At 48.1% G+C, this 14,522-nt stretch carries 12 protein-coding genes; all 12 read left to right on the top strand.

All coding sequences use genetic code 11. From position 1 onward, the window contains the following. The first annotated feature begins 115 nt into the window (after window positions 1-115). Window positions 116-1,570 carry a glycogen synthase GlgA gene (gene glgA / locus Q0R37_RS05955; protein WP_294752418.1) on the top strand — a complete coding sequence of 485 codons (1,455 nt, stop codon included), beginning with the start codon at window positions 116-118 and terminating at the stop codon, window positions 1,568-1,570. Window positions 1,571-1,762: 192 nt separating this feature from the next. Continuing rightward, a complete protein-coding gene (locus tag Q0R37_RS05950; protein ID WP_294752417.1) occupies window positions 1,763-2,428 on the top strand; it encodes an HAD family phosphatase in 666 nt (221 codons plus the stop codon). Then, on the top strand, window positions 2,425-2,670 hold the full coding sequence (locus Q0R37_RS05945; protein WP_294752415.1) for a hypothetical protein: 246 nt from the start codon (window positions 2,425-2,427) through the stop codon (window positions 2,668-2,670). Before Q0R37_RS05950 ends, Q0R37_RS05945 begins: the two co-directional genes overlap by 4 nt. Before the next feature lie 219 nt (window positions 2,671-2,889). Then, the gene (gene trkA / locus Q0R37_RS05940) at window positions 2,890-4,248 is read left to right on the top strand and encodes a Trk system potassium transporter TrkA (RefSeq protein WP_294752413.1); all 1,359 of its coding nucleotides are present in this window, start codon (window positions 2,890-2,892) and stop codon (window positions 4,246-4,248) included. A 19-nt stretch (window positions 4,249-4,267) separates the two neighbouring features. Then, window positions 4,268-5,704 (top strand): TrkH family potassium uptake protein, encoded by a 1,437-nt coding sequence (locus Q0R37_RS05935; protein WP_294752411.1) that lies wholly within the window; start codon window positions 4,268-4,270, stop codon window positions 5,702-5,704. Window positions 5,705-5,763: 59 nt separating this feature from the next. Continuing rightward, entirely contained in the window at window positions 5,764-6,786 is a 1,023-nt protein-coding gene (locus Q0R37_RS05930) for a leucine-rich repeat protein (protein WP_294752410.1), read from the top strand. Window positions 6,787-6,834: 48 nt separating this feature from the next. Next, window positions 6,835-9,498: a leucine-rich repeat protein gene (locus Q0R37_RS05925; RefSeq protein ID WP_294752408.1), complete on the top strand. Its 2,664-nt coding sequence runs from the start codon at window positions 6,835-6,837 to the stop codon at window positions 9,496-9,498. 172 nt (window positions 9,499-9,670) lie between these two features. Beyond that, a complete protein-coding gene (rpsL, locus tag Q0R37_RS05920; protein ID WP_294752406.1) occupies window positions 9,671-10,087 on the top strand; it encodes a 30S ribosomal protein S12 in 417 nt (138 codons plus the stop codon). Between the two features lie 230 nt (window positions 10,088-10,317). Next, a complete protein-coding gene (rpsG, locus tag Q0R37_RS05915) occupies window positions 10,318-10,788 on the top strand; it encodes a 30S ribosomal protein S7 (RefSeq protein WP_009983569.1) in 471 nt (156 codons plus the stop codon). 24 nt (window positions 10,789-10,812) lie between these two features. Continuing rightward, a complete protein-coding gene (fusA, locus tag Q0R37_RS05910) occupies window positions 10,813-12,891 on the top strand; it encodes an elongation factor G (protein ID WP_294752404.1) in 2,079 nt (692 codons plus the stop codon). 168 nt (window positions 12,892-13,059) lie between these two features. Then, window positions 13,060-14,259: an elongation factor Tu gene (gene tuf / locus Q0R37_RS05905; protein WP_294752403.1), complete on the top strand. Its 1,200-nt coding sequence runs from the start codon at window positions 13,060-13,062 to the stop codon at window positions 14,257-14,259. 128 nt (window positions 14,260-14,387) lie between these two features. Beyond that, on the top strand, window positions 14,388-14,522 hold a 135-nt coding region (locus Q0R37_RS05900; RefSeq protein WP_294752458.1), incomplete at its 3' end, for an ATP-binding cassette domain-containing protein.

Genomic DNA, 14,522 nt, shown 5'->3' with positions numbered 1-14,522 from the left:
TGCCCGCTGTGCAATGTTCATATTTTCGTGTTGACTAATTGTCAAAATTAGTATATAATAATTATGAGGTTACAGGCAGGGGCTGTAACAAATATGATGGATAAGGAGATATGCTATGAATAATATTCTGTTCGCCGCTTCAGAGTGCGTTCCGTTTATAAAGACAGGCGGTCTGGCTGACGTAGTCGGAGCGCTTCCGCAGTACATCGACAAAAAACAGTATGATGTAAGAGTTATTATGCCTTACTATACCTGTATACCCGATAAATACAGGAATGAATTCAAGTACGTTCACCATTTCTATATGGATTACGGCATGAGGAGCGAGGGCGTCCATGTCGGTATAATGGAGTATGAATACAATGGTATCAGGTTCTATTTTGTGGACAATGAGTACTATTTCAAGTGTGATACTCCTTATTCTCCAGACCTGAGATGGGATATCGAGCGCTTTACCTTCTTCTGCAAGGCAGTGCTTGCCATAATGCCCGTTATCGGCTTCCGTCCCGATATAATCCACTGTCACGACTGGCAGGCTTCACTTATACCTGTTTTCCTGCACTCCGCCTTTGCAACAAATCCGTTTTACAGTGCAACGAAAACAATAATGACTGTCCATAACCTGAAATTCCAGGGAATATGGGATATCGAGACGTTCAAGTACAATACGGCTCTGCCCGATTATATGTTCACGTCGGATAAGCTGGAATTCAACAAGGACGCGAATATGCTCAAGGGCGGTCTTGTCTATGCGGACTATATCACTACTGTATCGGAGACCTATTCCGAGGAGATAAAATATCCTTTCTACGGTGAACAGCTCGACGGACTTCTCCGTGCGCGCTCGGCTTCGCTGAGGGGCATACTCAACGGCATAGACTATAAGGTGTTCGACCCTGCAAATGATGAAAAGATATTCGTCAAGTTCGACTCAAAGAGCTTCAAGGCAAAGAAATCCGACAACAAGGTGAAATTGCAGGAACAGCTCGGTCTGCCGAAGGACAAGAGCAAGTACATGACGGCTATAATATCACGTCTTACCGACCAGAAGGGCCTTGACCTCGTAAACTATGCAATGGAGCGTATCTGCGATGAAAATACGCAGTTTGTGATAATAGGCACGGGCGACCCGAAGTATGAGAATATGTTCAGGCATTATCAGTGGAAGTATCCCGAGAGAGTATCGGCTAATATCCTCTATGATGATGAACTGGCTCATAAGGTATATGCTGCGGCGGATACTATCCTTATGCCGTCGCTGTTCGAGCCCTGCGGTCTTACTCAGCTCATCGCCCTCAGATACGGCACTCTGCCTATAGTACGCGAAACAGGCGGCCTCAAGGACACCGTACAGCCTTACAATGAGTTTGACGGTACGGGAAACGGCTTCTCATTCGCAAACTTCAACGGCGACGAGATGCTGAAGGTAATAAACTATTCAAAGAACGTATTCTTCAACCACCGCAAGCAGTGGGACAAGATGGTGCAGAGAGCCATGGAGCAGGACTTCTCATGGAACAGCTCCGCACGTCAGTACGAGGGTATGTACAACTGGATGATAAACTGGTAATTCTCTTATATATTAAAGTGAGGGCGGAATCCTTCCGCCCTTGCTTTCTTAATGAGTTCAGAGCTGAGAATGCAGGGGCGAACAGTGTTCGCCCGTGTCGCGGCTGACGTTGTGTATTTGCGGGCGCACGCTGTGCGCCCCTACACTAAGCACTGACAACAAATCACTAACAAAATTAAAAAGGACGATATAATGAACAATCTCAAAGGCGCTATTTTCGATATGGACGGTCTTATGATAGACACCGAAAAGCTCTATCTCAAATTCTGGGTACTGGCGGCAAAGGACTATGGCTATGACATGAAGCCCGAGCACGTCTATGCTATCCGCAGTATGGCAAGAAAGTACTCAATCCCCAAGATAAAGAGCTTTCTCGGAGAGGACTGCCCCACCGAGGAGATACGTGCTCACCGCACGGAGCTTATGCGGGACTACATAAACGAAAACGGGATAGAGGTCAAAAAGGGACTTTTCACCCTGCTTGACTATCTCCGCGGCAGGGGGATAAAAATGGCTGTGGCGACGGCTACTCCCAGCAGCAGGACAGAGGAATATCTGCATATCATCGGAGCTTATGACTACTTTTCGGCTATGGTCTGCGGAGATATGATAACCAACGGCAAGCCCGATCCCGATATATACCTGACAGCCGCAAGGGAGCTTGACTTGCCGCCGCAGGAGTGTGTGGCATTCGAGGACTCGCCAAACGGCATAACCGCTGCTCATGCGGCAGGCTGCCATGCCATAATGATCCCCGACATGACGCAGCCCGACAAGGAGCTTGAGCCGAAGCTGTCGGCGGTGTATGACAGTCTCGATATGGCTGTTGAATTTTTTGAAAGGAGCTCGGTGAAATGAGTGTTTCCGAGATATTCGAGATACCTAAGTACTATTATTTTGAGAGCGGCAACGACTTTTCGGGCAGCAAGGGCGATTTTTCCTATAAGATCGTCAACGGCGAAAAACTGAAATGCATGACATGGCACGGCAGACTTTGCTCCATGAAAGCAGAGATTGAGCACGAGGAGGAGTTCGATAATACACAGGAGGGCTTTGACGCCATGATAAAATGGCTGGAGGAGAAGTATAAGGCTCAGTGAGCAGATACTGATAAATCGGGATAATTCATTGTTTCTTAACAGTCATGCTATTGACAAAAAACTATGACGGGATTATAATTAAGTTGTATGCAATAACAGCCGCAGGCGGCTGTTGCCGCTAACTGTATTCAAAGCACGAAAATTTTTATGTCAGGCTGATTTTCAGTAATCGCAACAGCTTATTACATATTTATATATACATTCTATTACGGAGGAACTATGGATATTATAATCGTAGGCTGCGGAAAGGTGGGGTCTTCCCTTGCCGATGTCCTCAGCAGTGAACACAATATCACTATCATAGACAAGAAGGAAGCCCTTGTTGAGGCGGCTTCAAATGATTTCGACGTCATGGGCATAGTAGGAAACTGCCTTCAGACGGAGGTACTTGAGGAAGCGAATGTTTCAAAGGCTAATATAATGATCGCGGTCACGGCTTCGGACGAGGTGAATATCCTTACCTGTCTTATCGCAAAGAAGATGGGAGTCCGCCACTGTATAGCCCGTGTACGCAGCCCCGAATTCGACAAGCAGCTGGTATTCATGCGTGAGGAGCTTGGTATCAGCATGATGGTAAACCCCGATTATAACGCCGCAAACGAGATAGCAAAGGTGCTTCGCTATCCCGAGGCTATAAATATAGAGTCCTTCGCAAAGGGCAGAGTCGATCTTGCCGAGATAAGGATAACCAGCGGAAGCATACTCGACGGAGTTGCCCTCAGCCAGTTATCGCGCAGGCTCAGGCTCGATGTCCTTATCTGCGCTGTACAGCGCGGCGAGGAGCTCACTATACCTAACGGCAATTTCGTTCTCCGTGCGGGAGACAAGATACACATGACGGCTTCGCACAGCAATATGGTAAAGTTCTTCAAGAGCATCAGCGCTGCATACCGCGAAAAGCGCGTAAAGAGAGCCGTTCTTATCGGCGGCGGACGTGTGGCTTATCATCTTGCACAGCAGCTCATAGAAATGGGCGTAAAGGTGAAGATCATAGAGATAGACCACGAGCGCTGCCTTGAGCTTTCAGACAGGCTCAACAAGGTGGATATCTCATGCGCCGACGGTACAGACCACGATATCCTCGAGGAGGAGCGCGTTTACGACGCGGACGCTGTAGTTACCCTTACGGGCATCGACGAGGAGAATATACTCCTTTCACTCCTTGCAAAGAACAACGGCGTGGAAAAGGTGGTAACAAAGGTAAACAGGATGTCACTCATGCAGCTTTCGGACACCCTCGACCTTGACAGTATCATATCACCGAAGACCATCACGGTAAACCAGATACTCCAGTATGTGCGTGCAAAGCAGAATTCCCTCGGAAACAATGTTACTACGCTGTACAGACTGGTAAATGACAGACTTGAGGCTATAGAGTTCGTAGTCCGCGACAAAAAGGACTATTTGGAGGTTCCGCTGAAAAAGCTGAAGCTGAGGAGCGGTATCCTTATCGCAAGTATCGTAAGAGGCAACGACCTCATCATACCGAAGGGCGACGACTGTCTCATGCTCAATGACAGCGTTGTTGTCGTGACTACCACAAAGGGAATGCACGACCTTAGCAATATTTTTGATTGAGGAGTGCGCTTGATATCTTATGAATTACAGAATGGTATCTTATATTATGGGTCAGATACTGAAGGTCGTGGGACTTTTTATGCTTCTGCCCGTAATCGTGGGATTTATTTACGGGGAACAGCACGTTATCGCTTCATTCGGCATACCCTTTGCGATAACAATGGCCATAGGCATAGGCTTTACGATATCAAAGCCGAAAAATAACGCTATATACTCAATGGAGGGCTTCGTGAGCGTTGCGGCGTCGTGGGTGACCATGTCCTGCATAGGCGCTCTGCCTTTCGTTATATCGGGTGAGATAAAGGACTACCCCAGCGCTCTTTTTGAGACAGTCTCGGGATTTACCACAACGGGCGCGACTATACTTTCGGACGTAGAAGCCATGACGCGCTCATGCCTTTTCTGGCGGGCATTTACCCACTGGCTGGGCGGTATGGGAGTCCTCATGTTCGTGCTTGCAATTATGTCGAGCAACGATTCACGTACCATGCATATGATGCGCGCAGAGTGTGCAGGACCGAAAGTCGGCAGACTTGTGTCGAAATCACGGTTTTCGGCGCGTATCCTTTACGGTATTTACATAACCCTTACTGTTTCGGAAGCTCTGCTGCTCATGCTCGGCGGTATGCCGCTCTATGACGCGGTGATACACGCCTGTTCATCGGCAGGTACGGGCGGCTTCTCCATATGGGGAGACAGCATCGGACACTACAACAGCGTTTACATCGAAATGGTCGTAGCGACCTTTATCATACTTTTCGGTGTAAACTTCAACCTTTACTATTATCTGCTGATAAAGAAGTTCTCGCTTGCTTACAAGAATGAGGAGGTAAGGACTTATTTCGGCGTTATAATCGCGGCTACGGCCATAATCGCCCTGAACGTACACAGGCTGTACGACGGCGTGGGCGATACACTGAGACATACCTTCTTTATGGTAGCTTCAACCATAACATCGGCAGGCTTTTCCACCACAGATACGGCGAAATGGCCTGTTTTCTCACAGACTCTTCTGCTCATGCTCATGTTCGTGGGCTCCTGTGCGGGCTCGACAGGCGGCGGAATGAAGGTCTCGAGAATAATGATACTCATAAAGACGGGTATCAAGGAACTCAAATACATCACAAATCCGCGTGCGGTTTCCACAGTAAAAATGGACGGAAAGCCCGTAGAAAAGGACGTTGTGCGCGGTGTAAGCAATTATCTCATACTGTTCATCATGCTTATGTGCATATCGGTGCTGCTGGTAACTCTCAACGGCTTTTCCATTGAGGAATCAACATCGGCTGTAATAACCTGTATGAACAATATAGGCTTCGGTGTGGGAAGATTCGGCCCTGCGGGAAATCTCGGCGGACTGAACGCCTTTTCAAAGGTAGTGCTCTGCTTTGATATGCTTCTCGGCCGTTTGGAGATATATCCTCTCATTATGCTTTTCGTACCGAGAAAAAGGTGAGTATATAACGGCGATGCGGCTCGGGGAGGCTGTGATCGCCCGAAAAGGAGGAATAAATCATGAAAAAGATCGTATCGGCAATATTATCTGTGACTGTTGGAATGGCAGCAATGACTGCTCTGCCCGCAGGGGCGCTGGGCACAGGCGGCTTCGATGCGGTTATCCCGCATAATGTGGAAGCACAAGCGGCTACCTCGGGAAAATGCGGAGACAATGTGAGATGGGAGCTTCAGGGAAGCAAGCTTGTCATCACAGGCAGCGGAGAGATGTATGAATTCGATACTATTGCCGCTGCTCCGTGGAATGCACACAGGTCTTTTGTGACCGAGGTCGAGATAGGAGAGGGCGTTGCTTCTGTAGCACCCTGCGCCTTTGCGAATATGAGCCAGCTCACAAAGGTCAGCATCCCTTCCACGGCAAAGTATATCGGAAGGATAGCCTTTTCCAACTGCAGTTCTCTTGCTTCTGTGGATATACCTGAGGGCGTTCAGTATCTTGGAAAGGGCGCTTTCAAGAACTGCTCATCATTGCAGTCAATCACGATACGCGGTAAGGATACCGAGATAAGAGGCGGAACAGAGACCATAACCAGCACGGGTACACAGTATAACGGGGCATACTCGTTCAGCGGAACGATATACGGCGTAAGCGGCTCAAAGGCTGAGAGCTATGCAAACAATTATGGCAGGAATTTCCGCACTATAGGCTCGGCACAGCAGGATACCACAACTTCGACAACAAGTACGACCACAACTACAACTACAACGACTACCACAACAAGTACAACTTCGACAACAACAACTACTACGACAACCGTACCGCCTGTTAAGGATCAGAAGCTCGGCGACGTGAACAGCGACGGCCTTATAGATGCCGTTGACGCGAGCATGGTCCTTTCGGAATATGCAAAAGTATCATCGAATATAAAGGGAAGCTTCAGTGATAATCAGAAAAAAGCCGCAGATGTTGACGTAAACAGCCTCATAGATGCTGTAGATGCGTCAAAGATACTCTCGTACTATGCGTATGTATCTTCGGGAAGCGGACAGAAGGTAGCGTTATCGGAGTTTATTAAAAAGTAAGCGTCCGAGGTTTCGGAAAAACAGATAATTTGGATTGGAGAATAGGACATGAAAAAGATAGTCGCCGCTTTAATGTCGGCAGTTATAGGTTTTTCATCGGTAACTGCTCCCGTTGTCTCGGCTGAGAAAATGAAGCTCACAGATATCAGTATTTCGCAAAGAACAGGGGCGGTAGCGCCTTCCTCGGGAAAATGCGGAGCTAATGTGAACTGGGAGATACAGGGAAGCAGGCTTATCATTACGGGCAGCGGAGAGATGTATGAGTTCGATACCATAGCCGCTGTCCCGTGGAATGCAGACCGCAGCAATATTACCGAGGTGAGCATAGGAGAGGGTGTCGCGTCGGTAGGTCCCTGCGCTTTTGCGAATATGAGCAGGCTGACGGGAGTGTCCATACCGTCTACGGCGAAATATATAGGCAGACTGGCATTTGCAAACTGCGGCTCGATCAGGTCTGTGGATATACCTGAAAAAGTTGAGTTTTTGGGACAGGGCGCGTTCAAGAACTGCTCCTCATTGCAGTCGATAAATTTCTATGGCATCAATACCGAGATAAGAGGCGGCAAAGAGACCATAAGCAGCAGCGGTTCACAGTACAATGCAGTCTATACCTATAACGGAGCCATCTGCGGCTATAACGGCTCAAAGGCTCAGTCCTTCGCCAATAACTACGGATACAGGTTCCAGAGCCTCGGCTCTGCACCTGCACATACCACGTCGATCCAGACCACGACAACAACTACGACTACAACGACCTCGACCGCGACGACCACGCCTTTTTTGGTAAGCGTGAATGCAGGTATCGAGGTTGCGTTCAGACCCTTCAAGACACGGTATAATATGGGGGAACAGCTCAATCTTGAAGGCGGTATGCTCAAACGCTATTATACCGAGAGATACAGCGACAAAACGACAAAGACCACCGAGTTTGACGAGATAGGCATGGCAAATACGGATTTCAGCCGCTACGGCATAACTCTTGATATGAACGGTTTCGACAGCATGAAGCCGGGAAAGTACAAGCTGATATTCAGGTATACCTACATGGGCTATACAGCGCAGACAGAGCTTGAGGTAGAGGTCGTTGAACCGACTGCGACAACTACAACAACGACTATGACAACTACAACTACTACGACTACCACTACCACAACAACGACAGCGCCTTATATAGTAAGTGTCAGCGCAGGTCTTGACATGGTTTTCAGACCCTTCAAGACCACATATACCATGGGCGAACAGCTCAATCTTGAAGGCGGTATGCTTAAACGCTCCTATACCGAAAAGTACAGCGACGGTACGTCAAGGACTGTGGAGCTGGACGAGATAGGCATGGCAAATACGGATTTCGGACGCTATGGGATCAGTCTGGATATGAACGGCTTTGACAGTATGCGCCCCGGAAAATACAATCTGAGGTTTACCTATAACTTCATGGGCTCAACGGCGCATACAGAGCTGGAAGTTGAGGTAAAAGCTCCCGTCACTACAGCTACCGTGTCCACCTCGTCAAGGACGACCACCACGACCACTCAGACAACGGTATATGTACCGCTGACAACTACCCGTGCGCCAAAGCCGTTTATTGAAATAATTAAATATCCCGATAAGCTGGAGTATGCTTTCGGTGAGAATATCGACCTTAACGGCGGATCTGTAAGGATAGGCCACACCAATCACGACGGCAAGGAAGTGTCCGAGGCTGTGCCCATGACCGATAAGAGGTTAAAGCTCGAGACTAACTTTGAGCCTCAGACTGCGGGATTTTTCTACATAAAGCTCACATACCGCGAGGGTGAGCAGTCGGATTCCGTAAGCTTCGATATCAGGGTGCTGAGACCTGTTACGACTACGACAACTGCCGCAACTACGACAACAACTACGTCGCCGCCGAAAACCACTCAGACAAAGCCGAACACCGCGACTACAACGACGACAAAGGTGACGACTACTGCCGATCCGCATTATACTGCGGAGATAAAGGTGGTGGGAATGCCGAACAAGACTATGTATAAGGTTGGGGAGGAGCTTTCCCTCGAAGGACTGCTGGTTGACGTATATCATACGGACAGCAGCGGCACTGTAAGAAAGTACAGCGGCGACGAGGTATCTTCTCACCCTGAAAGATACGGTATCAGCGGCTATGACAATAAGACCCCCGGCATAAAGGTGCTTCTCATAACGTACAAGTCCTACAACAAGGAGCTGAGAGAGTGGGTATACGCTTACGCTAACGTATCCGTGACCGTAAATGCTCCTGTGACAACAACAACCACTACTACTACCACTACAACAACTACTACGACCACAACTACAACCAAGAAAACGACCACTAAAACGACTACAAGGAAAACAACTACGACAACTACCACCACAACAACGACCACCAAGAAAACGACCACATCAAGGACGACAACGTCAACTACGACCACAACTGCCGCCAAGGCAAATGATCTGCCCGACGGCTGGAAGCTGGGCGATGTAAACCACAACGGACTTGTGGACGCTGTGGACGCGAGCACCATACTTTCGGAGTATGCGGCTCTCTCCTCGGGCAAGATAAGAAGCTTCAGCAGGGAACAGGTGCTTGCGGCGGATATCGACCATAACGGAGTGATAGACGCTGTTGACGCTTCAAGGGTGCTTTCCTACTATGCTTATCTGTCAAGCGGCGGAAAAGTATCGGATATGCAGGAGTGGCTGAAAAAATAGCTAAGTATCCATGGCTAAAATAACGATATTAATGGAAAAAATGACAAAAAAGACGGCTTTTTGAGGTATCCCCTTGACAAGCCGCCTTTTTTTGGGTATAATATATCAGTGCGCTGATTTTATACCCTTTTGAGGGTAACGGTGCATTATCATAATGAAAAGGAGGAAAAATATGCCTACATTTAACCAGCTCGTTCGTAAGGGTAGAAAGGATCTTGAGACCAAGTCAACAGCTCCTGCTCTCCAGAAGGGTTACAATGCAAAGAAGAAGGTACAGATCGACCTGAGCTCACCTCAGAAGAGAGGCGTTTGCACAGCTGTAAGAACTGCTACACCTAAAAAGCCTAACTCAGCTATGAGAAAGATCGCCAGAGTTAAGCTCACAAATGGTTACGAAGTTACATCTTACATCCCGGGTATCGGCCACAACCTTCAGGAGCACAGCGTTGTTCTCATCAGAGGCGGACGTGTAAAGGATCTCCCCGGTGTGCGTTACCACATCATCAGAGGTACTCTCGACGCTCAGGGCGTTGCTAACCGTAATCAGGCTCGTTCCAAGTACGGTGCCAAGAAGCCCAAGCAGAAGTAAGAGAATGCTTCACAGCAGTTTGCGGCTGACTGCATGAAAAGCCGTTCATTCATTAATATAGGCTAACTACTACCGCAGGGTAATGCGGAGATCATATAGATTTGTTTCGATAGATCCTCTGCATTGGCTCCTGACACACCTGTCGGCGAAGGTATGCCGTCAAAGGGCAGTAACCGACATGGTTTGAGTACCTATGAATTCATCAATCTATATGAAGGAGGGAAGCGAAAATGCCAAGAAGAGGTAAAATCGCAAAGCGTGATGTATTACAGGATCCTGTATACAATTCAAAGCTCGTTACACGTCTGATAAACAATATCATGTTGGACGGTAAGAAGGGCGTAGCGCAGAAAATAGTTTACGGTGCATTTGAGATCGTAGCTGAAAAGACAGGCAAGGACGCTCTTGAGGTGTTCGAGCAGGCTATGGAAAATATCATGCCTGAGCTCGAGGTAAAGGCTCGCCGTCTCGGCGGTGCAACTTACCAGGTTCCTATGGAGGTCCGCCCCGAAAGACGTCAGACTCTCGGACTCCGCTGGATAACAAAGTATTCCAGAGAGAGAAACGAGAAGACAATGAAGGAAAGACTCGCAGGTGAGATCCTCGACGCTCTCAACGGCACAGGCGGTGCCTGCAAGAAGCGTGACGATACTCACAAGATGGCAGAGGCAAACAAGGCGTTTGCTCACTACCGCTGGTAAGCGTCTTTGTAAAAGGAGTAAATTATGTCAAGAGATTGTTCACTTGAAAATACAAGAAATATCGGCATAATGGCCCACATCGACGCAGGTAAGACCACTACCACAGAGCGTATCCTTTTCTACACAGGTGTTAACCACAAGATCGGTGAAACACACGAAGGTTCCGCTACTATGGACTGGATGGAGCAGGAGCAGGAGAGAGGTATCACAATTACTTCAGCTGCTACTACTTGCTACTGGGCAGGCCACAGACTTAACATCATCGATACCCCAGGCCACGTTGACTTTACAGTTGAGGTTGAGCGTTCACTCCGTGTACTCGACGGCTCTGTAACAGTTCTCTGTGCAAAGGGCGGTGTTGAGCCTCAGTCTGAAACCGTTTGGAGACAGGCTGATAACTACAAGGTACCCCGTATGGCTTATGTAAATAAGATGGATATCATGGGTGCCGATTTCTATCATGTTATCGACATGATGAAGGACAGACTCAAATGTAATGCCGTTCCGATCCAGCTGCCTATCGGCTCTGAGGACTCATTCAGAGGTATCATCGACCTCGTTGAGATGAAGGCTTACATCTATACAAACGATCTCGGTACAGATATCAAGGTGGAGGATATCCCCGATGATATGAAGGAGATCGCACAGAAGTACCACGATGAAATGGTAGAGCACGTTGCCGAGCAGGACGAAGCACTCATGGAGAAATACTTCGAAGAGGGCGAGCTCTCTCAGGAAGAGATCAAGACCTGCATCAGAAAGGCTACTATCGCTAACCACATGGTTCCTGTAACCTGCGGTACTTCATATAAGAACAAGGGCGTTCAGAAGCTCCTCGATGCTATCATCGACTATATGCCTTCACCGCTCGATGTTCCCGCTATCAAGGGCATAAATCCCGACACTGAGCAGGAAGAGGAGAGACCTTCTTCCGATACTGAGCCATTCTCGGCTCTCGCATTCAAGATCGCTACAGACCCGTTTGTTGGTAAGCTTGCGTTCTTCCGTGTATACTCAGGTGTCGTAAATCAGGGCGACTCTGTTCTCAACGCTACCAAGGACAGCAAGGAGCGTTTCGGACGTATCGTTCAGATGCACGCTAACCACAGAAAAGACCTCACAACTGTTTACTCAGGCGATATCGCCGCAGCAGTTGGTCTTAAGAATACAACCACAGGTGACACACTCTGTGATGAAAAGCATCCTATCATTCTCGAATCCATGGAATTCCCTGAGCCTGTTATCCAGCTCGCTATCGAGCCAAAGACAAAGGCAGGCCAGGAAAAGATGGGTATCGCTCTGGCAAAGCTTGCTGAAGAGGATCCTACCTTCAAGACATGGACTGACGAGGAAACAGGTCAGACTATCATCGCAGGTATGGGTGAGCTTCACCTCGACATTATCGTTGACCGTCTCCTCCGTGAGTTCAAGGTCGAGGCTAATGTAGGTGCTCCTCAGGTTGCATATAAGGAAACTATCAAGGGCAATGCAGATATCGACTACAAGTACAAGAAGCAGTCAGGTGGTTCGGGTCAGTACGGTCACGTTAAGATCAGAGTATCTCCAAACGAGTCAGGTAAGGGCTATGAATTCACAAATGCTGTTGTCGGCGGTTCTATCCCGAAGGAGTACATCCCTGCTGTTGACGCAGGTATCCAGGGCGCTATGAAGGCTGGTATCCTTGCAGGCTACGAGGTAGTTGACGTTAAGGTAGAGCTTTACGACGGATCATACCACGAAGTTGACTCTTCGGAAATGGCATTCAAGATCGCAGGTTCTATCGCGTTCAAGGAAGCTCTCAAGCAGGCTAACGCAGTTCTCATGGAGCCTGTTATGAAGGTCGCAGTTATCGTTCCTGATGATTACCTCGGAACAGTTATCGGTGACCTCAGCTCACGCCGCGGACAGATCCAGGGACAGGAGTCAAGATCAGGCTCTATCCAGGTAGACGCTCTCGTTCCGCTTTCAGAAATGTTCGGTTACACAAGCGACCTCCGTTCAAATACTCAGGGCCGTGGACAGTACACAATGGAGCCTCACAGCTATGAGGAAGTTCCGAAGAGCATCGCTGAGAAGATCATGGCTAACAGAGCTAAGAACTAATTGATATTTCCGCCCGTTTTATGCGGGATAATGTGTAAAACGGGCATAATTAATAAAATCACGTGGTTCAGCTATAATTTTTTTACTGAAACACTTGAATTTACCAAAATAATCTGATATAATAATATATACAGATTTCTGAAATCTATTCTAAGGAGGAATTTCCCAATGGCTAAGGCTAAATTTGAAAGAACCAAACCCCATGTAAACATTGGTACAATCGGACACGTTGACCACGGTAAGACTACTCTTACTGCTGCTATCACAAAGACTCTCGCTCTGAAGGGTCAGGCTCAGTATGAGGCTTACGATATGATCGATAAGGCTCCAGAAGAGAGAGAGCGTGGTATCACAATCAATACAGCTCACGTTGAGTACGAGACAGACAAGCGTCACTACGCTCACGTTGACTGCCCAGGTCACGCTGACTACGTTAAGAACATGATCACAGGTGCTGCTCAGATGGACGGCGCTATCCTCGTTGTTGCTGCTTCTGATGGCCCTATGGCTCAGACAAGAGAGCACATCCTTCTCGCTCGTCAGGTTGGCGTTCCTGCAATCGTTGTATTCATGAACAAGGCTGATCAGGTTGACGACGAAGAGCTCCTCGAGCTCGTTGAGATGGACATCCGTGACCTTCTCTCAAGCTATGACTTCCCTGGCGATGATACTCCTATCATCAAGGGTTCTGCTCTTAAGGCTCTCGAAGCTCCAGATGATCTTAGCGATCCTGCTTACAAGCCAATCCTCGACCTCATGGACGCTGTTGATGAGTTCATCCCAAGCCCTGAGAGAGACGATGCTAAGCCATTCCTTATGCCTATCGAGGATACTATGACAATTTCCGGCCGTGGTACTGTTGTTACAGGTAGAGTAGAGCGTGGAAAGCTCAACGTAAACGAGCCTGTTGAGATCGTTGGTCTTTCTGACGAGAAGCTCAACACAGTTGTTACAGGTCTTGAAATGTTCAGAAAGACTCTTGACTTCTGTGAGGCTGGTGATAACGTTGGTGCTCTTCTCCGTGGTATCACAAGAGACCAGGTTGAGCGTGGACAGGTTCTTTGTAAGCCCGGCTCAATTCACCCACACACAAAGTTCAGCGGTCAGGTTTATGTACTGAAGAAGGAAGAGGGCGGACGTCATACTCCTTTCTTCAACAACTACAGACCTCAGTTCTACTTCAGAACAACTGACGTTACTGGTGTTGTAACTCTCCCTGCTGATAAGGAAATGTGCATGCCTGGCGATAACGTTGCTATGGACGTTGAGCTCATCACTCCTATCGCTATCGAAGAGGGACTCCGTTTCGCTATCCGTGAGGGTGGTAGAACAGTTGGTTCAGGCGTTGTTACAAAGATCAACGAATAATTTCGTAGTGAATCAATAATAACGACTATAGGCGGTCGTGCTTTATGCAGGACCGCCTTTTTGTATACAGTGAGTTTGTTAAAAAAAATGCAAACTTTCTGAAATAAGTACAGCAGGAAGGTGACAATATGGATCACATTCTACAGACAGAAAATCTTTGCAAGTCATACGGTAAATTCAAAGCCCTTGACAACCTGACCATAAATGTTCCGAAAGGCGCTATTTACGGTATGGTAGGCAGGAACGGTGCAGGAAAGACTACT

The sequence above is a fragment of the uncultured Ruminococcus sp. genome (genome assembly GCF_946415235.1).
In the GTDB taxonomy this organism is placed as follows: Bacteria; Bacillota; Clostridia; order Oscillospirales; family Ruminococcaceae; genus Ruminococcus.
The sequence above is the reverse complement of the archived record's forward strand: the minus strand, read 5'-3'. Positions and strand labels throughout refer to the sequence as shown.